This is a genomic window from Ktedonospora formicarum (assembly GCF_016587355.1).
GTDB lineage: Bacteria > Chloroflexota > Ktedonobacteria > Ktedonobacterales > Ktedonobacteraceae > Ktedonobacter > Ktedonobacter formicarum.
In genome coordinates this window covers 322,211-347,160 of sequence record NZ_BNJF01000004.1, presented here as the reverse complement: position 1 = coordinate 347,160, position 24,950 = coordinate 322,211, and the positions used below count along the sequence as shown (strand labels likewise).

The following is a 24,950-nucleotide window of genomic DNA, read 5'->3' as shown; positions in this document are numbered from 1 at the left end:
GCTCCTGTTTCCTTCCTTCTTTTCCTTCCTCTTTCTTTTCTTCTCTCTTATTTTAGCAGTCTGCTTGCTTTACGGCGAATCCCTTTTGCCAACAGGATCACTTTTTGCACTGCTGAGCGAGATCAAGGACAAGGGTGATACACTACATCTATCAGAGAGCAAAAGGAGCATGGAGAAGAGGATGGACGAACACACTTGGCTGAGAACAGGTACTGCCATTTTGACTGAGATCAAAGAGTGGCGCCGTGCGCACCCCACGGCAACGTTCGTGGAGATGGAAGACGAGATCCATCGGCGGATGATGGAGTTGGAAGCCCAGGTGTTGCAAGATGCAGCCCAGGCGAGTGAGAGCCAAGAATGGGGGCAAACGCCCGGCCAGCCAGCTCCGACGTGTCCCACTTGTGTCGTTCCTCTGCAGGCACGGGGACAGCATCAGCGGACCCTGCAAGGCAATGGAGGACAATCCGTCACGCTGAACCGAACGTACGGCACCTGCCCCACGTGCCAACGGAGCTTTTTTCCCCCTCGATAGAGAACTCCAGTTACTGCCAGGAAGCTTGGCGCCGCGTCAACAGGAGCACCTCGCCCATCTGGCCAGTTGCTTGCCGTTTGCGCAAGCTGCTCAGATGCTCGGTGATCTGTTGGGGGTCCAGGTGAGCACCGAAACCGCCCGCCGCTTGACTGAGCAGATGGGCGCGTGGATGGATGTTGCTCAGACAGAGGCGTCTCTGGCTCCTCCGTCCGAAACACGCAAAGATGTGCCAGCGCCGAAGCTCCGCGTGGTGAGTGCCGATGGCGCTATGATTTCACTGGTGCACAAGCAGTGGGTTGAGGTGCGCACCGTCGCTATTGGGGAATCTGTGAGCAAGCCCGATCCCAACAGGAAGCCTGCAACTCAGGAGATCCACGTGGACCACCTCTCGTATTTTTCCCACCTGTCGGGCGCCGCTACCTTTACCGCACTGGCCAAAGGAGAGATGCAACGGCGAAAGGTGGCCCAGGCAACACAGGTGTGCGCGGTGACGGACGGAGCGGAATGGTGTCAGGCGTTTGCCGAACGATATCGACCGGATGCGGTGCGCATTCTGGACTTTCCCCATGCTGCCGAACACGTGAGCGCGCTGCTGGAAGGATGTACACAAGCGGGAATACAGTTGCCTGACCAGATGCTCTCGCGCTGTTTGCATGTGCTCAAACACCGTGGTCCCCGTCCTCTACTGCGTATGGCCAATCATTTGGGGAGCGATCTGCTCCAGCAGAAGGGAATCCAGGAACATCTCGATTATCTGCGCAAGCGGGAGCCCTTGATGCAGTATCCCACCTTTCGGGAGCACGGCTGGCCCATTGGCTCGGGTATGGTCGAAAGCGCCAATAAACTGGTGGTCCAAGCACGTCTCAAAGGTTCAGGCATGCACTGGCAACGCGATCATGTCAACCCCATGCTGGCCTTACGCAACGCCGTGTGTAATGAGCGGTGGCAAGAAATGTGGCGCAAGGCTCTCACCAAGGCGCTCAAGCAGGCATATCTCTCAAGGGAGCCTTGTTGTGAAAGCCAGCCCCAATCTCGATCGCGCTCATTCCGTCTCAGGGATCGCTCCTGCCTGCCAGAGCCCTCTTCGCCTTCTCTTCTCTCATCGACGGCATCTCAAGAACTTGCTCCGCCGGTTTCGTCCTTGGAGACAACCGCTCCTGTGGTTGTCTCTCACGAGACACATCTGCCCTCTAGAGAGCGCTCATGCCGTCCAGGACGCTCTCTCGCAGCGTCGTCATCACAGCGCCTCGGGCAAGACACCTGCCTCTGTGGAGGGCCTCTGAGACGACAAAAAGGGCATCGACCCAAACGGTACTGTTCTGGGCGATGTCGGCAACGGGCCTATCGTGAGCGACAGGGACATATCATGCGACGTATGACGCCTTTGCCTCTGGTGCCACCAACACGGCACTCCCGTTCCATGCATCCTTGCGGCCGTCGTCAGCAGAAAAAGAAGGAGAGGAGCGTTCCAAAGCGGGTGAATGATCTCTTTCACAGGGCAGGAGGCGTGCAGGGAGAAACGTGTCTCTTCTGTGGAGCAGAGCTGGTACAATTACGTGGTCGTCGGCGTGGAGGGCGACAGAGAGCGTACTGTTCTGGGCGGTGTCGGCAACGGGCCTATCGTGAGCGTACAGCCTGAATCATATGAGAGGAAAAGAGCGAGGGTTCGTTGGCCTCTGGAGACAAATCTTCCCACCGTATGGGCTCGTGTGATCTCTCCGTCAATGAAGCTCCTCGCGACCAAGTCATCTTCGTGTGCACAGAGATGCATACCCATATTGTGCCTGACATGGCCTATACTGCTTGGCAGCAAGATCGGTTTCCATCCACCTGCGTGCGTTCGCACCACAAGGGTCGCAGAAAGCGTAGTGCGTGAAGGAAGCCAGGGAGAGGTGTTGCTGCAGTTGGCTTCTATCGCAGCAAGAGCGCGGTAAGCAAGCACAGGAAGCAAGAAACCCTCCAATCTTCCCCTGGCAACCGCCAGAGGGAACCCGACGACGATTCTGGGAGGAATCGTGTCACTGGAACAAGACAAGGCATACGCGAGGGCCATCCGGGAGCGCCTTCGCAGGGCGCGTGAGGCGAGTGCCAAGAAGGAGTTCGATCTCGTCAACATCCTCGAGACGCTCTCTGACGGTCCCGAGGGGGACTTCATGACCATCTTTGGTCTGAAGATCCTCCACGGTCGCGAATTCCCGGCGCTCCACAAGGCGGCGCTTGACCGGGCTGGTGAGCCTGAGCTCGATGAGCAGATCAAGAAGCTGCTGAAGGAGCTCGGGGAGGGGCTCGGAGATCGGTTCAGGTCCATCGACCTGTAACCATCAAGACGCGCTGGAGGAGGTCGTGGTGGCCCTCCTCCAGCGCTGGAGGAGGGCCACACGTGCGATGGTGCAGCTCTCCTTGGTCTCACCCTTGCCTCTTCTGCGTTCCTTCTTCCTTTCCAATCCTCTTCGAACCCCTCCAATCTGGTGAGGAGTCTACAGTATCTTAAAATGATGACATCTATGCCTTGCTCCGCTTCGTGCAGCGACTCTGTTGGCGAATAGCATTGGCTGAGAGAAAGAGAAAAATGGTAAAATTGCTGAAGGAAGGTGAAAAGCCAGCAAGATAGGCAAGATGTGAAGGAGAACGCTCATGTCCCTGCATCCGCAATCACTGCCAGCCATTCCCGAAGAAACCGCTCGTGTCGCCAGAAGCCTCTTTCCAAAGGGGAATCGGTACATGTGGTTACGTGATGAATTTGGTGCACTCTATCATGACGAGCAATTCACTTCACTCTACCCCAGTAATGGTCAATTCGCCGAGCAACCGTGGAGACTAGCCCTGATAAGCATCATTCAATATATGGAGAATTACTCGGATCGTCAGGTAATTCTTGTTTAAACTAACGTCTATCTACCAGAACTCATGAAAAAGTTCCGTGAAATGAGCCAGGATCGATGAAAAAGCGCCCAAATTGGTTATTTGGGAATCAGGGGAGGCAATTTTGGCGTCTTGTGAACGACCGGAAACCGCTTCGCTTTGCCAATCTGCACCCCCATTTGGCGGCCTTTCGATTTTCCGCGCAGTTGGACCGGCTTGGCCGGGGTTCCCAAACGAGGCAACAATTTGCCAATCCCGCGTCGCACTTGCTGCGGGGTAGACACCCGTTGCTTGTTTTCCCACGGACGCAGTTGCGGTTCGACCACCGAACGTGCCAGAACCACCTGATTGTGAGCAATCGCCACGATCAGGCTCCAGCGCTCAAACTGCTCTGGAGTACGCAAGCGCGGTTTCTCCCACAACAACGCCTGTTTGTCAAAGCGATAGCCATGTTCTTGTCCAAAGCGGCGCACATAGCCCAGGGCGATGGAGGCAAGATCCACCGATGTGTCTCCGATCCAGACAAACCAACTGACGCGGGGATCGCGCTCTTTGTTGGTCGCATGAGGCCGCACGACCTGCAGAACCGTCACTTCCAGCCAGCGTGCTTGCTTGACGTGGACCTGTTTCCACCACGTGACCGTGACCAGTCGACCTTTGGCATCCTGACCCTGCCATGTCCCATCTGGACTCCCATGGCTGCTCTCCTCCTCAGGTTGCAGTTTCTCTCCATCTTTGCGTGGTGCTCCTCGTTTGCCCGAGGGAGCAGGCGCTGCGCGGTAAAAACAGCGGTTGCCTTTGAGACGGATCAGCGTCCCCTGCAAAGGCAAGGTGCTGCATTGGCACCAGAGCCAGATCGCGTTGTATCCCCGATCCAGCACCACCACCGTTTCCTTGGGCAACAACGAACTCAACTGCTGCAATTGGGCAAAGGCCATCTGCGCTGCGGTCGTCCCCGTGTTCACTCGCTGCTGGTCCAGGATGTAGGTCCAACTGCTGGCAGGATCAGGCAAAGCGACGACCGTCGAGAACTGCCATCCAAACGTGACTGGCTTCTCGCACTTCGGCAGATTATGGACCGGCAGCGCACTGCGATCTCTGGCGGTGAGCGATCTCGGACGAGCTATGCTACTGGTATCAATCCCGATCCACAAGCTGGAACCTACTTCCTTCTCGGGTAAATACCGGATGAACACCTTTCGCAGCGCCTGTTGATCAATGCGACCATCTTCAAACGCTTCATAGATCGACGACCACTTTCTTTCAAACCAGAGCGATTGTGTCACTTCTGGCAACGATTTGGCTTGCGTTTCCGTCATCAGTGCATCCACCGTATTGAACAGCGCATCTTTGGCTCGCAAAAAGCAGTCATAGATCTCGTGACGAAACTCGTTCCATGTGGTAAGGTACATGCGAGTTCTGCTCCTTTTGTTTCTTTGATACCGGAACAGTACTCGCTTTGGCAATCTTTCGCAAGAGAGATTGCCTTTTTGCTCTACATTAGTCTACCTAAGTTTCGCCCAAAATAGCGGCAGGGTTGTCCCGGTAAAGACGAGCTTGCCAAAGCCAGAAGAAAAGTGATGACTCTGATCTCATGAAAAAAGCCAAATTCGCTGACATGAGAAGGAGCATCACTATGAACAAGTCTATCATAGACACCACGAACCATTTTAGCCCAGCCGCTTCTCTGGCGGCCATAGGAGTGAAGTTGCGTCAACTCGATCTCTTTGGTCCGATTCGCGCCCAGGTCCAGATCAAGCAGAAAACCGTCAAGCATGCCCCCATCGACAAGCTGACAGATGCGTTTATTAGTCTGTTGGCTGGAGCCCATGGGCTGGTCGAAATCAATACTCGACTGCGAGCCGACCCAGGCTTGCAACACGCCTTCGGTCGAGCGGCCTGTGCCGAGCAGTCAGTGGTACAAGAAACGCTGGATGCCTGCATGCCTGAAAATGTGAGCCAACTGCATCAGGCGCTCGATGAGATCTATCGCTCCCACAGCCAGGGATTTCGGCACGATTATCAAGCCGGTTCCCAACTGCTGGATGTGGATCTGACTGGCATGCCCTGTGGACCCAAAGCGGCTTTTGCGACGAAGGGGTACTTTGCCGGACTCTATCACCGCCGAGGGCGGCAATTGGGTCGCGTGTTGGCTACTCGCTATGAAGAAGTGGTCGTCGATCAACTTTTTGCAGGCAACGTTCAGTTGATCAAAGCGTTGCAACCGTTGGTGGAGGCTGCGGAAGCCACCTTGCAACTGGACGAAGCCAAGCGCAGGCGGACCATCATTCGTGTGGACGCAGGAGCCGGAACTGAGGATGACCTGAATTGGCTGCTTGCGCGAGGATACGAGATCATGGCGAAAGAATATTCGGGACGGCGCATCGCGCGTCTGTGCAAGACGGTCAACGAGTGGATCCAGGACCCCAACTGGTCGGAGCGCTCCTTTGGCTGGGTGAGCGAGCCAGCGACTGGTTATATCCGTCCCGTGCAGCGCATTGCGGTACGTTGTCGCCGCATTGATGGGACGTTTGCCTATGGCATTCTAATTTTTTCGTTGGAAATCCAGCAGGTGCTCACCATGCTGGGATGGCAAGCAGCACAGGCCAGCGATTCGGTGGCTGTGCTCTTGGCGTATGTCACCTTCTATGATCAGCGAGGAGGAGGGATCGAAACGGCTTTCAAAGGGGACAAGCAAGGGTTGGGTCTCACCAAACGCCGCAAGAAGCGCTTTGAAGCTCAGCATATGCTGGTGCTGCTTGGCTCTTTGGCCCACAACGTGGTGGTCTGGGCACGCCAATGGCTGAGTTGCCACAAGATCCAACACTACGGCCCCCTGCGGATGGTCCGTGATGTCTTTCACGTGAGTGGCTTGCTCCGCTTTGATGTCTCCGGAGCCGTTGCTGAGATCGTGTTGAACCAACAGGCTTGCCTGGCTCATTCATTGCTCCATCCTTTGCAGAGCTTGTTGACACCGTTACACGTTGTCGTTACTTTGGGCGAAACTTAGGTAGTCTAAACAAGAAAGGTAACTGAGGCGGTGAAAACGCGTATTGATTTCAAATACCTCTTAAGTTTAGAATTGACCGATCCGGGGTGTGATTTTTCCGTGTTGAGCGAATTCCGCAGCCGTGTCCTCAAAGGTGGCTTAGAAGAAATTTTTCTTACCACCCTCCTCTCGATCTGCCGAGAGCGGGGTTGGGTAAAAGAAAGAGGAAAACAACGCACGGATTCCACCCATATTGAGGCGGCCATTCGCACCATGAATCGGATCGAGTGCGCAGGAGAAACGTTACGAGCCGCTCTCAATAGCTTAGCTGTTGTGGTTCCAGACTGGCTGCGCGCTCACACGCCACAAGCCTGGTATGATCGCTATGCACTGCGTATCCAAGACTTTCGCATGCCCAGAGAGACTACCAAACTGCAAGCTCTGGTAGAACAAATCGGACAAGATGGATGGGAGGCGCTCAATTGGATATGGGAGACAGATGCGCCTTCCTGGTTGCGGAACATTCCGGCAGTGGAAATTCTGCGGTGTGTCTGGCTCCAACAATTTTGGATCGAGGATGGCAAGATAGGATGGCGCTCAAATGATAATATACCTCCTTCGTCTCTTCTGATCGCTTCCCCCTACGACACACAGGCACACCTCAACATCAAGCGCGATATCGTGTGGACTGGGTATAAAGCCCATCTGACTGAAACCTGTGACGATGTCTCTCCACACCTGATTCTCCATGTGGAAACGACAGCAGCTACAACACAGGATATGGAAATGACGAGCATTATTCATCAGAGATTGGAGCGAAAGCAGCTCCTTCCCTCAGAACACCTCATGGATACAGGGTATGTGGATGGAGAACATCTCGTAACGAGTCAGAGAACGTATGGGGTGGAGATCATAGGACCAGTTGCCGTGAATGGGAGTTGGCAATCAAAATCTCCAGAAGGACTGGACAATACCCAATTTCTGATTGATTGGGAGAAGAAGAACGTGACCTGTCCACAAGGGAAAACAAGCAAGAAATGGACCGTGAAGCAAGACAAAAACGTTTCAGATGTCATTCGTGCCCAATTTAGCAAAAAAGACTGCCTCGCTTGCTCGGTTCGTTCACAATGTACCCGCGCAGCAGTCAATCCACGGCAAATTGTCTTTCGGCAACGGGAACATCATGAGGCTATTCAGGCGGCTCGAAAGCGTCAAACCACGAAAGCGTTCAAAGAACGTTATGCCAAGCGATCTGGGATTGAAGGCACAATTTCTCAAGGGGTACGCGCTTTTGGTCTTCGTGTTTCCCGTTATCTTGGCCAAGAAAAAAAGCATCTTCAACATGTTCTGATTGCCACGGCTATGAATGTGGTTCGCCTCTTTCAATGGCAAATGGGTGCGACACCTTCTCAACGTCATATTTCCCATTTTGCTTCCCTTGCTCTTTAAACCATTCGCCAACAGAGTCAAAAGCTGTGGCGCACCCATTGCTATTGGGTGCGCCACAACTTTTTGCAACCAGTGAACACATCAGGATGGTTCGAGCTTGCTTTCGTCCAACAGTCCTTCTATACTAAGCGTACGAGTATTTCGGTTGTCACCATCGAAGGACGTGAGTTTGCGGCTTGCGCGCAGGCTTAAAGGTGACCGGGTTGGTTCATCCCCGCTGGTTTCCCTCGTGTGTCTTGATCGTTGAGACCTCGCGGAGGACACAGGCGCACCAGGAGAGGACAGTAGTCATACCTCTCACAAGATGAACCCCTTCAACATGCGCTCCCACAGGCATGAAGAAAGAGAGACCACCGATTGCTCAGTGTCAGTACGTCCCAGTTCTGTCCGTCCAACTCAAAGGAGGAGATCGCGATGAGCGATCGCCAGGAAGCTGCACGATACGTCCGCGAACTTGCCGGGAGCCCCCTCGCCACGCAGGCTGCGACCCTGCTTCGGTTGGTGAGCATGCCGAACATCGCCGAAGAGGAAATCAAGCTCCTCGCCCAGTTGCTGGTCGAGTCCCTGACCGGCAACAATGCGATCGAGTCCCTGATCGGCAACAATGCGATCGAGTCCCTGACCGGCAACAATGCGATCGAGATGCTCATCAGCGCGTTGGCTCCCATGTGGGACAACCCGCAGGTCGAGGAACTCGTCAAGCAGATGATCGTGGCCATGCCCGAGGATCGAGCCGAGCGGCTCTTCCAGGCGATGGACGCGAGGATGCCCTTCGGCCTGCGAGTGCTGCGGGCGCGGAACCGGCGCTAGCGACCATGGGCGGAGCGGCTTCACGCCGACCATTTCTGCTCAGTCTTCGCTGAGTAAGACACTGTGCAAGAGGAGCGTGAGCGGACTCGCGACGTGCATACGCCAATCTGGCGCGTGCATGGCGCGGTCCGCTCGCGTTTTTTGATTCAGACGATTTGGGCTTGACGCTCACGATAGGTTCGTTGGCGTCATCAACCAGAACAGTACTCTCTGTTGTCCTCCGCGTCGATCTTTGTGTGACAGACTATCGTCGCATCTTTCCTATTGCCCGAACAAGCTCGACGCAAAAACGTGTGGCGCACCCTTTGCAAGACGTAACACAGCAGACAGCCTTTACGATTGATATCGATTATCCCTCAAGCCAGATGTATGCTGATTTTATTGTGGAAGATCCCCATCTTGATTCCACCGAGTATTCAGCACCACTGTACCCTTTCCAGCGATTTACCTCAGTGCCTTTTACCAAGGCACATGTTCGTTATACTGATGGGTGGCATGCAATTGGAGCATTACGAATGATGCAGGTGACAATGATCCAAAAAGGAGAAGTGATTGCCTATCCGAGTGACATTGCGCTCCCTGATTCATTCACTGTTCTCTCCGCCCCATCTTGATTGTCAAAATCTGTGCATTGTAGCGAGGTGTGTGGTGAACCCCGGAAGTGAGAGGCAGACTATGATCAAGGAGGTAGAAACAGTTGAAAGAAGGACCTATCACGATGGCTGAGATTGATATTCCACGAATTTGAACGTACAAAGGGAAAATAATGACGATGTATGACACGCAACAAGCTGTATACCTTTTCAATAACTTCCATGATGGATGCATTGTTGGCTTGCAGGGCAAGATGCTGGCTTTTATCGACTATGACAACCGAATGATGGCCAAGCCTTTCAAGTGGATCTATTTGGGCAAGGCGTTGGCCGTTTAAAAGGATGGTGGCGATGACTCCTCTTTCCTCTTCCATATCTAGAGAACCTACGTGTATGTATCAAGGACATGCAGATAGTGTATTTGCAGTGGCTTGGTCACCTGATAGCCAGCGCATTGCTTCGGCTTCCTGGGATGGGACAGTGCAGATCTGGAATGTGGCAAATGCAAGTCACATCTTGACATACTCGAGACATGCCCACCGGGTCATTGCGGTCGCGTGGTCGCCCGACGGCCAGCATATTGCCTCTGGCTCCTGGGATCAAACGGTCCACGTCTGGGATGGTGCCACGGGCAGCCAACTCTTCACCTGCCCCATGCAGATACGGTGTTCACGGTAGCCTGGTCACCTGATAGTAAATCCCTTGCCTCAGGGTGTTTTGATCGAACCGTGCAGCTCTGGAATGTGCTGAGTGGGAAACCATTCTTGACTTATTCAGGACACTTGCCCAATCATGATCCAAGACCGCCATGGCCTATCACGGTGGTGGCCTGGTCGCCCGATGGTCAGCGTATCGCCTCTGGCTCTTGGTTGCACATCTGGGATGCCACCACAGCCGCGACCCTTTTGAGCTATCCGGGGTATCAGACTCCTGTGAATGCCTTAGCTTGGTCACCTGATGGCATGCGCATCGCCTCATCCAGCTATGAGGATGAGGCCGTTCGAGTCTGGGATATGACCAGAGGAGAGACGCTCTTGACGTACCCAGGAGGACCCAGTCCTGTAGCCTGGGCACCTGATGGTCGGCGCATTGCCTCGATTTCCGATGAGAGCGTCCATATCTGGGATGCCACCACCGGAGAGACGCTTTTGGCCTACTCAGGACACCCATCGCAGAGTATGGCCCTGGAGTGGTCACCCGATGGTCGACGCATCGCTTCCGTCTCCGAGAGGACTGTATACGTCTGGGATGTGCCTAAGTACCTGTAGAGGCGTTGCAACTGAAAGACAACCAGCAATTGCCTCATGCAAATCGTATGAGCGTCTTCATTCCAGAAGAGTTTGATCCTTGGCCTGTTTTTGATTTTGCTGCTTTTCTAGTATTAGGAGAAAAAAGTGCTACATGTCCTTCAGGCTGCGGAGTTGCTGTGCTCATCCTCGCAATGGCTAGTAGATTCACATACCTTTCAAACGCTTTCTCAAGAGCGGCAAGACACACTTTACGCCGCTGAAGGGTTGTTTTATGAACCATCAACCTATCGTTCGCTGACTTCGCAAGAAGGGAAGGTTCTTGCGAAGTTCGCCCTTCAGCTCTATGATGCAGGAGTCTTCGTTGAGCCAGACAGATCAACAGATGGCTTTGATTTCCTCCCCTATTCTATGCTTACCTATCTTGCAGATATCGTGCCCGGCTCATTGGATGGGTTATATGCACAATTGTTGACTCGTAACTTGAACTTTCAATCGAATAGCATCTTTCGAGAGGCCGATCCTGAGACACGTGACCACATTATTACTCTGTTACAGACCGGCGAGCCATGTCCATATCACCCTACAGCTCTTTTGAGCGCTTTGGCATGGATTGGAGACCGTCGTGTCCAGGAACAATTCTCTCAATGGCAATATCATCCTGAGTATGAGCAGTGGAGGCAACGGGTCACCTTAACCCCAGCCTCATTTGCGCATCAAGCTGGATGGGAACTGACTCCTGATGGGGGACGACGAGATCTGTATTTCCATACTTGCTATGATCTTCCACGAAGAACGTCAGAAGAAGGACTCAGAGTGAATCTCGGATCGCTCCAGGAAGAACACTGTGGATGGTGTGGAAGGCAGCTCTTCTCGTGTTTTGATTGCTTTTTGTCAGATCTCCCACATGTCTCAGAGGAACTCTTTCACCAACGAGGAGAGCGCCTCCGCCTTCCGCTCTGCTTAAATTGTTTCTCTACTCAGAGCTTTAGGGAGAATCGCGTGATCATGGACGTCGATTTCCATGGAAAGGCTCAGTGGAGTACCTCGAATGGAGCACGTCCTCAGCATGTTCAAGTCTATGAGCCAGATGATATCAGGTATATTGCTGGATTGCAGCCACAACAGTGTTTTCTTGGGCCACAACGCCGTACTCCCTATGATGTGAATGGCACGCATATAGGTGGTTGCCCCAATTGGCCTCAATATTCAGATTATCCTATATGTCCCTCGTGTGAGCGCTCTATGATGTTTGTTGGGCAATGGGAAGAAGTCCCTATATATCTTTGGGAGGGGTATCTCTATGCGTTTCTCTGCCTGGAATGTGGCCTCTCAACCATTGGGCAACAACATTGAATGCAGGATGAGAAGGAGGATATGTACATGCCTGCCCCAAATTGGCATGAGGTGGAGGAGAGGCTTTTTGCTGAAGGGAAATCAGCGCTTCTCCAATTTATGGAAGAACATCCCGATGAGATCTGCTCCTTTTTCGCGTATGGATGGATACCCATGGATGGCGATTTTTACCTGTTTCTCGACACACCACACAATGCACTCCGCATGGCCCAAGACGACCAACAATCTCTTCTTAAGCAAAGGGGGAAGATGCTTCAACGCGCAAACTCATGGCAGTATGCTCGTTACTCTCTCTCTCAAGATATTGTCGAATATGCTGCAAATGTCGACCTCTTTGCCTATGCTCCCTATAGAGAGGTGTATTTTGACGGATGGCAGGAATTCGTTTCCAGCGATGCCTATCCCGAAGGGCCTGAGAGAGCCGACGATTACATGGAAGTAGTTTACTGTAAAAGGGAATATCCGGATTGTCATCTGGCATGTGTTTGAGCGACTGATCGAAAGCGGGATCTTTTCACAGATGCATCTGTCCTCACCGTTTCGCCTGGGATATCAGTTCCATGACGATGCACTGACTGTACTGTACATCCTCAACTGGCCGACAACCAGCGCTCCAGAAGACAAGAAATGATTCCGGTTCCTTCATGAGAAAGGGCGTGCTACAGCGTGTGCACACCCTTTCTCTTTCTCTTTAGAGTCATCAGACCAGAATGGGCTATCTTTTTACTTCGCATCGATGACATGCGATGAGGTGGTATGGATATGCTGGACCATCTTCTGTACCTGCTCAAGGAGCGCCTCAATGCGCTCCAGGGTTGTCCAATCCTCCATCTCTAGCCTTTCGAGTTCTAATGACGAGGGCTGCTGGGCGACAAACTGCATGCCACTGAGAAGCATCTCTGCTGCCACTTTGTGCCAGCGCTGGCGAAACTTCTGTGCTGCTGGGAGGGCGTTGTGTTGTAGCACGGCTCCACGCATCTGCTCACCCATCTTTGCGACCTGCGCTGAGAGAGAGTCTCTTTGCATGGTGAGGGTCTTAATCTGCATGCGAAGTACTTCCGATCAATGACACAAGCATCCCGGGCAAACACTCCCGGTATTATAATTGACCAATCAAGCGAGCAAGGCGCTGTCGTTCCTCTTTCGCGTTCGCTACAATGACGGGCATCACCAGCAATTCATCCAGACCGGAGGCCAATAGTTTCTTTAAGTGCTCCGAAATCGAGGCGTCATCCCCTATGATAACCAGATTCTCAAGCAGCGCGTCACTCAACTCACCTTCGGGCGAAACGGGGAAACCAGCCTCAGCAAACATACTGGCATAGGAGGGAAATTGCCCATAGTATCCCAATTGCTTGCGTGCCGCCATGTTCACCGCTTGCCGATCCTGGCTGAAAGCCACCGGAATATGCGCCACCAGGGACGGAACCGGGCGTTCAGCCTTTGCAGCCCCAGCTCTTAACGCTGGCAAAGCCTTCTCAAAAAGGTAGGGAACCGGACAAACCCAAGAGAGAGCGCCATCGGTCAGCTCGCCTGCCAGGCGAAAAGCCCCCTCGCGCAGGGCCGATACCAGAATCGGCGTATGCGGCACACGTGGAAGTGTGCCTTTGACCGTAAAGAAACGCCCCTGACGCTCAACTTTCCCATCCCAGAGCGCCGCTCGTAAGATAGTCACGTACTCACGCAGGTGCCCCTGTGGGCTTTGCATTGAGATACCAAAGCTTCCCTCAATATTCGGCCGATTGCTTGGACCCACACCCAGGCGCAAACGCTCTGGAGCGATGTCACTGAAGGCCAGGGCTTGCTGCGCCAGTGCCAGGGGATGGCGTGGATACGTCGGCACAATAGCTGTTCCCATGCGAACATGCTTCGTCTGCGTCGCAGCGGCTGCGAAGATCGTTAGCGTATCGGGAGATAGCCCCCTTGCGCCATCCATATCTGGCGCACGCCAGCCTTTTCAGCCGCTACAATCGCGGCAATAGCTTCAGATGATGTGGTGCCAGCTATCGACATTCCTACGCGCTCACGTGTGGTTTTCTCATATGTTGACATTCTCTATATTTCCTTTCAAGCTTTGTAATCGTGTACATTTGGGAAAATAAGCTGGTGATGCTTTGCAGCTACGCTGTTGAAAACATTTCTACTTTTTAGCCGGTAGAACTTGCCCTTTGAGACCGCTTTATTCAGCCACAACAAGTCGCTCAGAAGCGTTGTTCTCTCCTTGTTCCGCAGGAGCGTGTTTGGGAACCCGAAGAAAGCAGACAACGATAAAGGCCAAAACAAACGCTACCAGCGAGAGCCAGAAGGCGTCCTGCACGGCTAGATCCAGTCCCTGCTGGCGAATAGCGGGCGATATGGTTCTCAACTGGCTGGCTAGAGCGCTGACGTGCGTACTCGCTCGGCTCTGGACGAAGGTCGCCAGCACCGCAATACCCAGGGAGGTAAAGACGAAGCGTATGACTGTGTTGAGCGACGAAGCCTGGGTATACTGCTTCGGTGATACCTTTGAAAGTGCCGAAACGGTTAACGGCTGGAGCACGAGGCCAAGCCCAAGACCGCGTACAACAAAGACCAGAATAAGCCAGGGGTAGGAAGTTGTCAGCGTGACCCCGCTCAGTTGCCAGGTAGCGAGACCCACCAGAATCAGGCCCGGTAAGAGGACCACGCGGGGGCCGAAGCGGTCAACCAGACGACCGCCAATCAATGCGGCCAACACTGAGGCGAAGGCCATAGGCAATGTGTACAAACCAGACATAAAGGCGTCGAGACCGCGCAGTTCCTGCATATAAATTGGCAGAAGAATCAGGCTCCCGAAGAAACCAAAGGAGACCAAGGCGTTGGCAATATTACTACTGAGAAATGGCCCATTGGCAAAAAGGGAGAGATCAACCAGCGGTTGCTTCCCACGGCTGCTGAGATGGAGTTCAACACGAGCAAAGAGTGCCAGCAGACCAAGACCACCAATCAGCGTCACAAGAACGGAAGGGGAACTCCAGCCGGAAATGCTGGCATTGGACAACGCGTAGAGCACGGCTGCCAGACCGCTCGCCGCCAGGAGAAATCCAGGAATATCGAAGGAGAAGCGACCTGCGGCGGGACGTTCGCGTAAGAGCAGCCGCGCCAGAACGATAGCAACTATCCCCACTGGCACGTTGATAAAGAAGATCAGGGGCCAGCTAGCATAGGTCACCAGGTAACCGCCCAGAGTCGGGCCGACAGCGGGAGCCATTAGCGCAGAGATGCTCAGGACACCTGCCGCCAGGCCACGCTGTTGGGGCGGGAATTCAGAGAAGATGAACGAGACCGCCAGGGGGAAGAGTGTCGCGCCACCAATAGCCTGGATGATCCGAAAGACAATAAGTGTTGGCAGGTTCCACGCGAGACCGCAGAGCGCGGAACCCAGGGTAAACAGGATGAGCGAGATAACGTAGAAGCGCTTCATGCCAAGACGATTGGCAAAAAAGGCCGTCGTTGGCGTGATAATGCCCTGGGTGAGGGTATAGGCGGTGATCACCCATTGCAGGTTATTGAAATCGACCGCGAAGGCACTCTGTAAATGCGGCAAAGCATTATTCACAACGGTCTGGTCCAGAATGCCCATAAACGAACCAAAAATGACGACGAGAACGACGATCCATTTGTAAGAGAGTCCACCAGTATGTTTTGTGGATTGCATCACAAACCTCCTGTCCGATGATAGATATGAAACATCTTGTAAATCCGTTTTTTCCTTCCCGTCGTAGATGAAAGATACGCCCCTTTGGATTTCTTCCTCTCGTTATTTCTTGAATAGAGAAGGCGTTAATTAGTGATAACTAACTTAAGGAGTAAAAATTTTTTAGCTCGGTTGAGCACGGAGGCCACGTAACCACACTCGACTGATTTCTCCCTGAAGAGGTGCTGTGCGACTGGAAAGATTCAGCATCAAGGCATACTGGTTGGCCAGAATCATGCTCATGTAGCCCCAGGCCACAGCATCCGGATCGAGCTCCTCATCGATAGACCCAGTGGCTTGCGCCCGTTCAACCAGGTGATGAATCATCTCGTAGATCTTCAGATTGTTTTTACTCAGCCCCTGACCGATCTCGGGATCTGACGACTCAAGAACAGATTGAAAGAGCACGCGCTGCGTTTCCGGGTCTGCGTTGATCGTCTCACGAAAATCAAGAACCACATGTTCCAGCGCATCGAGAATATCTTTCTCTTCTCGCTCTGCCAGACGCTTTTGATAGAGTTCAAGAAATTGTGAACTAAATTCCCTCAGAACAGCCAGAAAAAGTCCCTTCTTACTGCCAAAATGTTTATAGATCATGGGCTCGGTGACCCCGCTCCCATGTGCCATTTCCCTTATACTTGCTTCCGCGTACGTCGAGCGAGCGAAGACCCGTTTGGCGCAATGCAAGATGAGTTTACGCCTTTCTTCACCGCTCATGCGAGAACTCTTGACTGGTTGCGGCTGCTGTGCATCGGTCATGTTGTAAAGAGGCTCCTTTATATCTAGGTTAATTATCGTTAACTAACTTATGTGGCATAATAAACCCTACCTGGGAGGTTTGTCAAGTGTTCATTAAGTCATGCCTCCCCAGGGCTATTGAATGGCTTCTAAACGTAGATTTCAAAAGCTTGGCTATCTGCGCAGACCACTCAAGGAGATCGTTGCCATTTGCCTGATGGATGCTTAACGATTTCCCCTTGATCAGTAAAGATGTGTTATTTCTACCTCTCTGCAAAGAAGCACATGAGAGGGAGGCAAAACGGATCATGCACCAACAATGGGTGCCTCCACTCGTTAAAAAAGACGAGCTTTCTTGCATCAAGTTCCTTTACTCTGCATCGACGATGTTCGATGCAGAAGCGTGGATATGCTGTACCATCTCATGTACCTGTCCAAGGAGCGTCTCAATGCGCTCCAGAGTCGTCCAATCCTCCATCTCCAGCCCTTCAAGCTCCAGCGGAGAGGGCTGCTGGGCGACAAACTGTGTGCCACTAAGAAGCATCTCTGCTGCCGCTTTGCGCCAGCGTTGACGAAACTTCTGCGCCGCCGGGAGGGCGTTGTGTTGCAGCACGGCTCCACGCATCTGCTCACCCATCTTCACGACCTGCGCTGAGAGCGTGTCACGTTGGGTAGTGAGGGTCTCAATCTGCGTGTGAAGTGTATGCAGGCGTTGCTCGATGTCGGGTGGAATGATTGGCTCTTTTCCCTCCTCACTCGTCTCTTGCTCCTGTCTCTGACGCTCTTCTTGTAAGCGGAACAACGCCTCCTGTGCGTCAGTTCGTGCGCGTTCGATCTCCTCGGAGCGAGCTTGCAGATTCGCGAGTTCCTGTCGCATGGCCTCCGTCTCTTGCCTTGCCTGCATCTCAGCTTCTTGCGCGGCCTTGAGGTCCGCTTTCGCAGCCCGAATAGCGTCGATGGTGGTCGGGATCTGAGCTGCCTCGACCTGTTGGCGAATCGCTTCGGGGGCGGCTGCCAGTTCATAGAGCACTTTGAGCGGGAGCTGCTTGGCGAGGTTGAGGCGCTCACCATACGCAGAGGCCACATTGAGGAAATTCTGGCAGGTTTGCCGTCGCATTCCCAGTTCACGCAGCACCCAGTGCATGAATTGTCCATGCGGGAGTCGTTCACGCACGGCCTGGAGGTTGTAGCCAATGGCAATGGCTGCCTCCGCTGTACGTCGCAACAAATGCAGCGTTTCAGCCGTCTTCTGCTCGACAAAGGCGCGATCCTGGGGTGAGAGCGCCTCATACTCAAAGGAAAGGGCGGCAGGTGGGATCTGCTCAGTGATAGGTATCGGCTGGGCTGCGCCCTCCGTCTGAGGGCGAGGATCATCGTGGTTCATGTGGTGTCTCCTTCTGATGTATTATCTTCTCCTGGATGGACGCTGGTGGGATGGCAAGTGATTGGGTGGGAAGCAAGGCCAGCGGCAAGTGCGTGCCTTTGGGCAGTGGTGGGAGCGGTGGAAGGGCTTCACGGATCTGCTGTGGGCGATCCCGCAGTCTGGTTGCCTGGACATCAAAAAGGTGCTCCACTAATTCTTTGGCCTGCTCAGGTTGCCGCACAATATGATGGATGGCTTTGGCAATCTCAATGGTCATGGTACCAAGTGCCAGAAGCATCCCCATTTCCAGCGCGACCCAGCGATCCGCGAAGGCATCCACATGCTCATAGGTGAAAGCCGTATGTTTGGCCTCCATGATCTTGCGCACCACCACGAGCGCGGTGACCTGTTCAAACCATTGGAGTTGTGCGGAGGTGGTCAGCCAGCGATACCGCTGGGTATAGGTGGTCAGGAGCCAGGTGCGATAAAGTTTGACTAGTGGTTCGGCGCTCTGGGTCAGGGAGAGCAGAGGAAGTGGCTGGGTCAGCGAGGCCAAAAACTTCTGCCAGGCGCGCTCATCAGACAGGTTCTTGCCATGAATGATATGCGTGGAACCACGCGGATCGACCACTTCCAGATCAGGGGTGAGTCGATGCAGGAGCAGGCATTGGGTAAAGGTCGCCCCTCGCACCGCGCCAAGCGCCTGTCGCTCGGCATATTGTTCCAGGACGCGAGACTGATCAGGCACAGGTCTACCTGAAGTGAAAGACGAGACGTATGACATGAGAGCATCCTCCTTTGGGTGTGTATCGTGTATGCTCTGCTCCATGTGCAGAGCATGAGAGAAAGTAGACGAGACGAATGCGATGTGCCATCACGAGAGATGGTCTTCTGGTGCGTCCCGATGCTCACCTGTACCGGGGGGCTCTGCCTCTCGCGAGGCGCGACGACGCATGCGTTTGGGTTTGGCTTCTGTCGATGGTGTCGGATGCGCGCTCGCTGCTGCGGTCTCGTCCTTCTCGCCTGTTTGCGGCATCGCTTCTGGCTCCTGCGACCATGTGGGAAGCAGCAGGGCGTTGTTCTGTGCTTGTGGGCGCGTGCCATGACGAGCCATGAGCGTTTCCAGAGTCGCATCCACCTCAGTAACTGGCACCCCATAGCGGCGAGCCCCTGCCTCTCGGAGGCGTTCTGCCTGCTCAACTGGTCCCTGTGGCGGCAGATCCAGCGTCAATGAAAAGAAGGGCAATCGCTTGCCAGTGAGCGACCAGCGAGCATAGCAGGTATAATCGGGCAGTGCGGTCACATCTTCGGGGGTCAGCAGATGTCCCAGCTCATGGCGCAAGAGGTAGGCATCCTCTCCCGCGAGCGTAAACACAAAGAGCTGATCCACGTTGGCAAAGATGGTGGGACGCAGGAGTCGATCTAGCGCGTCGAGTTGCGCGAGCGACTGGGTTGCCAGAACCAGGAAGGTGTTGGCTTTGCGCAACTCGCTCAAAATGTAGCTGTAATTGATCGGGTAGTTCCGAAATTCATCCACCAGGACCAGGAAAGGAGAACGAGCATGGACTGGCTGCGCGAGCTGGCGTGAGAGTGCCGCCGCGAAGAGACCCAGCAGCGACGCCCCAATGAGGGAGGAGACATCCTGTCCCACCTGCCCACTGGCGGTATTGACCAGCAGGATTTGCTGCTTGAGCACCACCTGTTGAAAATTGATCGTCGAGACAGGTTGGCCCAGAATGCGCCGGGAGATGGGGGAACTGGCATAGGCGGAGACTTTGGTGAGCACCGGGGTCGTAATCTCATCCTGGATTTTGGTATCCAGGCGCTCGTAGTACTGATGCCACCAATCCAGCACATGTAGATCATGCACCTGATCGAGGAGGCGGTGGCGGAAGCTCTGTTTGTTGAGCAGCACAGTGAGATCAAGCAGCGTGTATTGCTGTGATAGCCCATCTAATGGGTCCTCAGCTACCAGTGTCCGATTGGCCTCAATGAGGGCTTTGAGGGAGAAGCGCATCACGTTTTCCACGCGTGGTCCCCAGGCTCCCGTCCAGATGCCTTTGAAGGTCGTCAGCAGATGGCTGACGACGAGGTCCGCCTCTTCTTGCGAAGCAATCTGAGTGGCATCAAGTGGGTTGATGCCAACGGGGCGTTCCTGATGGGCCAGATCAATGAGGATGACGTCCTCGGTACGTTCTGGCGGCAGCAAGGACAGGAGATCCTTGACCAGATCCCCATGCGGTTCAATCACACACAGTCCAGGCTGCCCGAAAGGCGAGGTGTGCAGGTGGGCCAGGGCCAGATGGTGAAAGAGGGTGCTCTTGCCCTTGCCGGTGCGCCCGATTACAAACTTGTGCTTCATCAGCTCAGAGGGAGGGAAACGCACCGGTAGAGTCATACCTGCATGGGTCGAGCGACCCAGAAGCCAGCCAGGGCCATGGGTGAGCACGCGAGGCACCAACAGCGAGCGTTCCTGACGCTGCTCACTGGTGGTTGCTTCGGCCAACTGTTCTCCGGCTGGCAGATGCCAGAGCGTCGCGATCTCGGCTCCACTGAGGAAGTGTCCAGGTCTGGTTCCACCGGGCCATCCAAAGATCAGCCCTCGCTGCTGCCACCTGCCATGCATGAGCAGCCGCCGAGCCCACCTGCGAGGAAGACGGCGCGGCACAAAGTAGACGGTCGCGGTCTGGACCTGACGGTAAGCCGCAATGAGCCTATTGTGCTGGTCGTGAGCGTGTCGCGTCCAGACGTGCGGTGAGGACCTTGTTTCTGAAGGCATGATCACATAAAGACGCAGGCGACCGTAGCAAGCACTCTTATTGATCTTTTCAGCAATGCGTCGCATATCGTAGTAGCGCGTTCCCCAACCCAGGAGATCCCGTAGCGCCACGATTCCTCGCGCCACCAGGAGCAGGAGCATCAGCGTCCCGAGGAGACCACCCACAAGGAGCGCCTGTTGCCCGGCGGTGAGGTGAGGCATTTCCCCACGCAGGAGCGCCATGAGTGCTTCGAGCAGCCAGGGAGGGAGCAAGCGTTGCAGATGCAACTGGTCCCAGGCGACCAGCACCAGCACCAGCACACCGAGCAGGATCAGTTGTTCCGTGCTGGGCACACTACGCCGGGAGCGCAGGAACTCGCGTCTGCGTTCCTCACGCTCTTGTTCCAGGGGATGTTCCACGGCCAACCGTTGATAATGGCGTGACCATGTGGGAGAGAGAGGCAGAAGCGTCAATTGACTTACCACGCGCATGCCTCGTTGCTCTTTTCCATGCACACGCACCGCTTCGAGCAGTCCTAGTAAAGGATCAGGCATCATGGTTCCTCGTCCACGGGGCTGCCAGCTCCGCAGAGGTTCATAGGCAGCTCCTCCAGAGCAGAGTTCTACCGCCTGAACCACCTCACCCTCTGAGAGATGCAAGGGATCATCTTCACCCTTAAGCTGCTGAAAGAGCGCCTGGGGATAGAGTGCCTGGAGTTGGCGAAGAGCGGCATCAAGGGCGTGCTGTGAGGAGGCGCGTAGCAAGAAGTGGACCTGCGTGTGTTCCTCCTGCTCACCTGGCATGCTGGCAAGCTCCAGCGCCAGGGTCTCGTGATCGAGCAGCAAGGACTGCATGGTGGTTTCGAGCGCGGAAATGTCCGCCATTGCGGTCGAACGCGCGGGAATAACCCGTGCCACAAAGTGGGGAACAGGCGTGATGGAGAGGCAATGTCGTCTCCTGTGCTGGCGGAGGCGAGAGAACCAGTGCTGGAACTGTGTCGAGCATGCCATCATCTGAAGAGCTCCTTTCGGTGTGGTCTCAGGACAGCTTGCTGACGCATCGCCTGCGAGAGCAGGGCCTCACGCTCACGAGGATCAGTGGTGAAGAGCGCATGCTCCTGCGGGCTCGCATTCATCTCCACCAACATCCGTTTTGCGCCCACCATCAGAAGGGCCTGATTTTGGGGGAGAGACAGCAGCAAGGATTGCTCCTGCTCAGTAAAGCCGAACGCCTCGCGTGCCGCTTGCACCCCTACCGCATCCAGGCGCTTGAGGACTTTGGTGAGCGCGTTCTGTGCGATGACAGAGCCGTAGGGATTGGCGATAAACTGTTCAGGATTCTGGGTGATGGTCACCAGGGAGAGATAGTGCTTACGCGCCTCACGAGCCAGCCGTTCCAGAAAGCGTCCCCCTTCCTCATGTTCGATGAGGGACCAGGCTTCATCAATGTAGCAGCGGCGGGGACGCGCATGATAGCGTGCCTGTGACCAGATGAGATCGGCAATGAGGAACATGCCGATGGGACGGAGTTCACGACTGCCCCGCATTTCGCTGAGATCAAAGCCGATGAGAGAGGTCTTCAGCGAGACACTGGTCGCTCGGTTGAAGAGCCCGGAGAGGCTTCCATGCACATAGCGCTCCAGGCGATCTGCCAGCCCGTACTCATCCTGGCCCACCGTCCCACTTTTGAGCACGTCGTAGAGGTCGCGCATGAGGGGCGCTTGCCGATCATGTGTGCATGGATCTGCCGTAATCCCGACGCGGCGGTAGCACTCATAGAAGGCACGGTCAAGCATGGCTTTCTCGCGGGCTGAAAGGGTGGTCGGGACAGGCACATAGTCAGCCAGCAAGAGGTCGAGGCAGGTATGCAGTTGGGTAATCTTCTCGGCGAGCCGGTCTCCCTGGTACTGCTCGACATAGCGCTGCATCTCAACACCTGCTGGCAAGAGATCGAAGGGATTGATACATGCCTCTGACCCGGCAGAGAGACGAATGATGGTCCCTCCAAAGGACTCGATCAGCGGGACATATTCACGCGAGGGATCAAGGATGAGGATCTGGGTCTCAGGATGACGCACATGCTCATGCGAGATGCGTAGCTCGATGCCAAAGGATTTGCCACTGCCGGTCACGCCTGCACAGAATTCATGGGGAGACTCCAGCGCCCAGGGGTTGAGAAAAATTGGCTCTCCACCCGTCGTCACGCCGACAAATGTCCCATCTTCCTGGGAGAAGGACTCACTGATGAAGGGAAAGAGACAGGCGGCAACCGTACTGGTGGTGGTCATGGTGCGCATAAGGGTATCACTGCCCTCCGGCTGGCACGAGCGGTAGGCGTCGGCGTGCTCTAGCGTGGTGGGATGCACCACAAAGAGCAGTTGATGCAGCAGGGATCGCACCCGACGCGTGCGCTCTTCCAGGCTCCGCAGATCTGGGGCACGTACCAGCAGGTAGAAGCCCAGTTCCAGCACACTTTCCTCTCCTGATGCCAGCGGCCCAATCAGCGCTTCGACATCGGATTCCGCCACCTGAAGATCAGGGTCTGGGTGTCGTCCTCGTCGCAAGGAGCTGCGCTGGGATGAAGCGTATTGTTCGCGGCGGAAGAGCAAACGTTTGAGCAACTCGGCATTGCTCTGTGGCGTCAGATGCAGCGAGATATCCACTGTCTCATCGAGTGCGAGCAGGGGGGCAAGGCAGCCTTCCATGATCTCGCGAGGAAAGCCAATCACCACGAGTCCTCGCACATATTCCTCGCCCACTTCAAGCTGATGAGACGCCACCTTGACGCTTGGGGGAGCCAGCAGGTCGCGCAGCGCGATCACATCCGCAGGAGCCAGCAGCCGATCACGTGCTGATGGCAGTCGTAGGCGTTCATCCAGGGAGACCTCCTCATGGGGAAGAGCTTCGGTGCTTCTCCGATGTCCTGCTTGCTTGCGCCCTTTGCGTGCAGCGGAGTTAGTGAGGAGTGGCCCTTCAGAGGGAGTCGGTATGCCATTCGTCGAGCGGGCGAGTGGTCGGCCAGCCAGAGAAAAGAGCGCATCAGGCAGAGGCGCATGAGCCGCCGTCTCACCTTGCAGACACAGATGGGCCAGGTCCGCCAATTCTTTGCCTGCCAGGCGACGGCTCTGGAGCCCCATGGCGCTCAACTGATGCGTCAGGCTGCCCACACGGGTGGAGAGGGTTTGCTGTGCGTCATCCAGCGTGAGCTGTTCCTGCCGTGTGCGAGCACCGGGACGTAGCCAGCGGGACAATCGAGCGGTCCAGGCATCGAAGGAGGTCAGGGCCTGCTCATCGGCAGGCACCACCAGATAAAAGTGCCGGTCAATGAGTGTGCGTTCAGACCCCAATAAGGCGAGGGCGTGTTCGTGGCTTTCCACAATCAACGAGGCAACCTCGCTCCAGTTCGCCTCCTCTCGGTGCTGCTGAAGGATCGCGACATAGTCGGAGAGATCCATACGACGGGCATGCACCAGAATCTGGACTCGAAACCGGAGTGCTCGCAGGAGGGCGCGGAAAGCGGTGATCATCCCTCGGCGCTCGTCCGCAGAAGTCAGGGTGTAGTTAGTGGCCCGGATATCGAGAATTGCCAGATAGTCCTTCCCTCCAGTGGGTGAGGCTGGCGAGGGACGCAGACAGAGGATATCCTGTTCAATCGCTTCCAGACGCACAAAATCACGCTGCACACTGCCAGAAGCACTGCGTCTCCTTGCCGTCTGTTTTCCTTTGCGCGTGCGGGTCACCACACGGCGAGGCACAGAAATGTGTTGCTCTCTTCTCATGGGTAGGGCTCCTGTTCAGGCATGTGCATCCATCCTGGCATGGTCGTGGTGTGCCGTTGGGTGTGGATCCTTCCTGGCTGTTTCAGGGCCGCATGCTTCGGATCTGCCAGTGAATCTTCGCCCTCCTCTTCATACTCCTCATCAAGAGGAGGCCAGGAAGGTGGCAAGAGGGTCACCTCATCATCGAGGTGTGATAGCGCAGCGAGATCCACATCCACCTCCTCTCCTTCCTCATCAAAAAACTGCCATGAGATCTCGTCGTCGAGGTGCGAGGAGGAGGTGGAGGAAGCGTGATCTGGAGACTCCTGCTGTTCCTCATCCGCCTCTTGCATCCAGGAGAGGCCCAGATCATCAAGGTCAACTGGTAGCTCTTTTTCTGTGGGCTCCCATTTGCTGGCACGCCACACATAGGAACGTGGAGCGGTGCGAGTACGCAGCCAGACGATGAGCCAGAGTTCCAGTGGGCGATCTGCGATCTGGATAAAGGTCGTGCTCAACGTCAGCATGACTAGCGGCAGCACGCCAAGGCTTGCCAGCACCAGAGACCAGGGAGGCATAAGGCCCCAGGAGAGGGCAATGCGTTCCCATTGCAGCCAGAGCGCATACGCCAGGCTCCCACCCGTAAGCAATACCAGCAATTGTCGAGCAGTGAGCCCAAAGAGAATCTTATCGGGCGTCTTGAGGTGCGTGGGCACCGTATGCTGGGGGGAGACGTGTTGGTCGGAACGGGTCGTGGTCATACAAACCTCCTGGACAGGT

General features: G+C 55.0%; 23 protein-coding genes and 1 pseudogene. 12 read left to right on the top strand and 12 right to left on the bottom strand.

Annotation, left to right across the window (positions count from 1 at the left end):
• Nucleotides 1-181 precede the first annotated feature (181 nt).
• The 4 genes from K3T82_RS33190 (at nt 182) to K3T82_RS33175 (ending at nt 3,415) form a co-directional block, all read left to right on the top strand.
• The gene (locus K3T82_RS33190; RefSeq protein ID WP_220197811.1) at nt 182-532 is read left to right on the top strand and encodes a hypothetical protein; all 351 of its coding nucleotides are present in this window, start codon (nt 182-184) and stop codon (nt 530-532) included.
• A gap of 25 nt (nt 533-557) precedes the next feature.
• Nucleotides 558-2,171, top strand: a complete 1,614-nt coding sequence (locus tag K3T82_RS33185; RefSeq protein ID WP_220197810.1) for an ISKra4 family transposase — start codon at nt 558-560, stop codon at nt 2,169-2,171.
• Between the two features lie 376 nt (nt 2,172-2,547).
• Nucleotides 2,548-2,850 (top strand): hypothetical protein, encoded by a 303-nt coding sequence (locus K3T82_RS33180; protein WP_220197809.1) that lies wholly within the window; start codon nt 2,548-2,550, stop codon nt 2,848-2,850.
• A 316-nt stretch (nt 2,851-3,166) separates the two neighbouring features.
• Entirely contained in the window at nt 3,167-3,415 is a 249-nt protein-coding gene (locus K3T82_RS33175) for a transposase (RefSeq protein WP_220197808.1), read from the top strand.
• Nucleotides 3,416-3,492: 77 nt separating this feature from the next.
• Here K3T82_RS33175 and K3T82_RS33170 read toward each other — a convergent pair whose 3' ends face one another.
• A complete protein-coding gene (locus K3T82_RS33170; RefSeq protein WP_220197807.1) occupies nt 3,493-4,806 on the bottom strand; it encodes an NF041680 family putative transposase in 1,314 nt (437 codons plus the stop codon).
• A 224-nt stretch (nt 4,807-5,030) separates the two neighbouring features.
• Between K3T82_RS33170 and K3T82_RS33165 the strand changes: the two genes are divergently transcribed.
• The 4 genes and pseudogenes from K3T82_RS33165 to K3T82_RS33150 all read left to right on the top strand — a co-directional run bounded on the left by K3T82_RS33165 (nt 5,031) and on the right by K3T82_RS33150 (nt 9,256).
• Nucleotides 5,031-6,404, top strand: a complete 1,374-nt coding sequence (locus K3T82_RS33165; protein WP_220197806.1) for a transposase — start codon at nt 5,031-5,033, stop codon at nt 6,402-6,404.
• A gap of 24 nt (nt 6,405-6,428) precedes the next feature.
• A pseudogene (locus K3T82_RS33160) lies at nt 6,429-7,832 on the top strand (IS1182 family transposase); the annotation flags it as partial.
• Nucleotides 7,833-8,246: 414 nt separating this feature from the next.
• Nucleotides 8,247-8,642 (top strand): hypothetical protein, encoded by a 396-nt coding sequence (locus K3T82_RS33155; protein ID WP_220197804.1) that lies wholly within the window; start codon nt 8,247-8,249, stop codon nt 8,640-8,642.
• A 161-nt stretch (nt 8,643-8,803) separates the two neighbouring features.
• Nucleotides 8,804-9,256 (top strand): G1 family glutamic endopeptidase, encoded by a 453-nt coding sequence (locus K3T82_RS33150; RefSeq protein ID WP_220197803.1) that lies wholly within the window; start codon nt 8,804-8,806, stop codon nt 9,254-9,256.
• A 65-nt stretch (nt 9,257-9,321) separates the two neighbouring features.
• On the opposite strand, the gene K3T82_RS33145 is transcribed toward K3T82_RS33150, so the two are convergent.
• Nucleotides 9,322-9,609, bottom strand: coding sequence for a hypothetical protein (locus K3T82_RS33145; RefSeq protein ID WP_220198377.1), 288 nt, complete (start codon nt 9,607-9,609; stop codon nt 9,322-9,324).
• Here K3T82_RS33145 and K3T82_RS33140 point away from each other — a divergent pair.
• The 4 genes from K3T82_RS33140 (at nt 9,578) to K3T82_RS33125 (ending at nt 12,327) form a co-directional block, all read left to right on the top strand.
• Entirely contained in the window at nt 9,578-9,913 is a 336-nt protein-coding gene (locus K3T82_RS33140) for a WD40 repeat domain-containing protein (protein WP_220197802.1), read from the top strand. The genes K3T82_RS33145 and K3T82_RS33140 overlap by 32 nt on opposite strands.
• Before the next feature lie 50 nt (nt 9,914-9,963).
• Entirely contained in the window at nt 9,964-10,503 is a 540-nt protein-coding gene (locus tag K3T82_RS33135) for a WD40 repeat domain-containing protein (RefSeq protein ID WP_236031717.1), read from the top strand.
• Between the two features lie 126 nt (nt 10,504-10,629).
• Entirely contained in the window at nt 10,630-11,838 is a 1,209-nt protein-coding gene (locus tag K3T82_RS33130; RefSeq protein WP_220197800.1) for a hypothetical protein, read from the top strand.
• Between the two features lie 27 nt (nt 11,839-11,865).
• On the top strand, nt 11,866-12,327 hold the full coding sequence (locus K3T82_RS33125) for a hypothetical protein (RefSeq protein WP_220197799.1): 462 nt from the start codon (nt 11,866-11,868) through the stop codon (nt 12,325-12,327).
• Between the two features lie 234 nt (nt 12,328-12,561).
• Here K3T82_RS33125 and K3T82_RS33120 read toward each other — a convergent pair whose 3' ends face one another.
• The 10 genes from K3T82_RS33120 to K3T82_RS33080 form a co-directional block, all read right to left on the bottom strand.
• A complete protein-coding gene (locus tag K3T82_RS33120; protein WP_220197798.1) occupies nt 12,562-12,885 on the bottom strand; it encodes a hypothetical protein in 324 nt (107 codons plus the stop codon).
• A 52-nt stretch (nt 12,886-12,937) separates the two neighbouring features.
• Nucleotides 12,938-13,774 carry an LLM class flavin-dependent oxidoreductase gene (locus tag K3T82_RS33115; protein ID WP_236031715.1) on the bottom strand — a complete coding sequence of 279 codons (837 nt, stop codon included), beginning with the start codon at nt 13,772-13,774 and terminating at the stop codon, nt 12,938-12,940.
• Entirely contained in the window at nt 13,738-13,890 is a 153-nt protein-coding gene (locus K3T82_RS48265; RefSeq protein ID WP_236031714.1) for a hypothetical protein, read from the bottom strand. The genes K3T82_RS33115 and K3T82_RS48265 overlap by 37 nt, the downstream gene beginning before the upstream one ends.
• Nucleotides 13,891-14,017: 127 nt before the next feature.
• Nucleotides 14,018-15,514 carry an MDR family MFS transporter gene (locus K3T82_RS33110; protein ID WP_220197797.1) on the bottom strand — a complete coding sequence of 499 codons (1,497 nt, stop codon included), beginning with the start codon at nt 15,512-15,514 and terminating at the stop codon, nt 14,018-14,020.
• A gap of 162 nt (nt 15,515-15,676) precedes the next feature.
• Complete coding sequence (locus K3T82_RS33105; protein ID WP_220197796.1) at nt 15,677-16,312, bottom strand: TetR/AcrR family transcriptional regulator; 636 nt, start codon at nt 16,310-16,312, stop codon at nt 15,677-15,679.
• A 349-nt stretch (nt 16,313-16,661) separates the two neighbouring features.
• On the bottom strand, nt 16,662-17,675 hold the full coding sequence (locus K3T82_RS33100; protein WP_220197795.1) for a DUF3102 domain-containing protein: 1,014 nt from the start codon (nt 17,673-17,675) through the stop codon (nt 16,662-16,664).
• A complete protein-coding gene (locus tag K3T82_RS33095; RefSeq protein ID WP_220197794.1) occupies nt 17,662-18,438 on the bottom strand; it encodes a hypothetical protein in 777 nt (258 codons plus the stop codon). Before K3T82_RS33095 ends, K3T82_RS33100 begins: the two co-directional genes overlap by 14 nt.
• A 90-nt stretch (nt 18,439-18,528) precedes the next feature.
• Nucleotides 18,529-21,426 carry a type IV secretory system conjugative DNA transfer family protein gene (locus tag K3T82_RS33090; protein WP_220197793.1) on the bottom strand — a complete coding sequence of 966 codons (2,898 nt, stop codon included), beginning with the start codon at nt 21,424-21,426 and terminating at the stop codon, nt 18,529-18,531.
• Nucleotides 21,423-24,191: a VirB4 family type IV secretion system protein gene (locus K3T82_RS33085; protein WP_220197792.1), complete on the bottom strand. Its 2,769-nt coding sequence runs from the start codon at nt 24,189-24,191 to the stop codon at nt 21,423-21,425. The genes K3T82_RS33090 and K3T82_RS33085 overlap by 4 nt, the downstream gene beginning before the upstream one ends.
• Nucleotides 24,188-24,931, bottom strand: coding sequence for a PrgI family protein (locus tag K3T82_RS33080; protein WP_220197791.1), 744 nt, complete (start codon nt 24,929-24,931; stop codon nt 24,188-24,190). Before K3T82_RS33080 ends, K3T82_RS33085 begins: the two co-directional genes overlap by 4 nt.
• Nucleotides 24,932-24,950: the final 19 nt, after the last annotated feature.

Excerpts from the sequence above, each read along its gene's own strand:
- K3T82_RS48265 (WP_236031714.1), bottom strand. The coding sequence starts at position 13,890 with ATGTCAACATATGAGAAAACCACACGTGAGCGCGTAGGAATGTCGATA.
- K3T82_RS33190 (WP_220197811.1), top strand. The coding sequence starts at position 182 with ATGGACGAACACACTTGGCTGAGAACAGGTACTGCCATTTTGACTGAG.
- K3T82_RS33120 (WP_220197798.1), bottom strand. The coding sequence starts at position 12,885 with ATGCAGATTAAGACCCTCACCATGCAAAGAGACTCTCTCTCAGCGCAG.
- K3T82_RS33170 (WP_220197807.1), bottom strand. The coding sequence starts at position 4,806 with ATGTACCTTACCACATGGAACGAGTTTCGTCACGAGATCTATGACTGC.
- K3T82_RS33155 (WP_220197804.1), top strand. The coding sequence starts at position 8,247 with ATGAGCGATCGCCAGGAAGCTGCACGATACGTCCGCGAACTTGCCGGG.
- K3T82_RS33165 (WP_220197806.1), top strand. The coding sequence starts at position 5,031 with ATGAACAAGTCTATCATAGACACCACGAACCATTTTAGCCCAGCCGCT.
- K3T82_RS33140 (WP_220197802.1), top strand. The coding sequence starts at position 9,578 with ATGGTGGCGATGACTCCTCTTTCCTCTTCCATATCTAGAGAACCTACG.
- K3T82_RS33085 (WP_220197792.1), bottom strand. The coding sequence starts at position 24,191 with ATGAGAAGAGAGCAACACATTTCTGTGCCTCGCCGTGTGGTGACCCGC.
- K3T82_RS33105 (WP_220197796.1), bottom strand. The coding sequence starts at position 16,312 with ATGACCGATGCACAGCAGCCGCAACCAGTCAAGAGTTCTCGCATGAGC.
- K3T82_RS33100 (WP_220197795.1), bottom strand. The coding sequence starts at position 17,675 with ATGAACCACGATGATCCTCGCCCTCAGACGGAGGGCGCAGCCCAGCCG.
- K3T82_RS33080 (WP_220197791.1), bottom strand. The coding sequence starts at position 24,931 with ATGACCACGACCCGTTCCGACCAACACGTCTCCCCCCAGCATACGGTG.
- K3T82_RS33125 (WP_220197799.1), top strand. The coding sequence starts at position 11,866 with ATGCCTGCCCCAAATTGGCATGAGGTGGAGGAGAGGCTTTTTGCTGAA.
- K3T82_RS33175 (WP_220197808.1), top strand. The coding sequence starts at position 3,167 with ATGTCCCTGCATCCGCAATCACTGCCAGCCATTCCCGAAGAAACCGCT.
- K3T82_RS33090 (WP_220197793.1), bottom strand. The coding sequence starts at position 21,426 with ATGATGGCATGCTCGACACAGTTCCAGCACTGGTTCTCTCGCCTCCGC.
- K3T82_RS33110 (WP_220197797.1), bottom strand. The coding sequence starts at position 15,514 with ATGCAATCCACAAAACATACTGGTGGACTCTCTTACAAATGGATCGTC.
- K3T82_RS33115 (WP_236031715.1), bottom strand. The coding sequence starts at position 13,774 with ATGGATGGCGCAAGGGGGCTATCTCCCGATACGCTAACGATCTTCGCA.
- K3T82_RS33145 (WP_220198377.1), bottom strand. The coding sequence starts at position 9,609 with ATGGAAGAGGAAAGAGGAGTCATCGCCACCATCCTTTTAAACGGCCAA.
- K3T82_RS33095 (WP_220197794.1), bottom strand. The coding sequence starts at position 18,438 with ATGTCATACGTCTCGTCTTTCACTTCAGGTAGACCTGTGCCTGATCAG.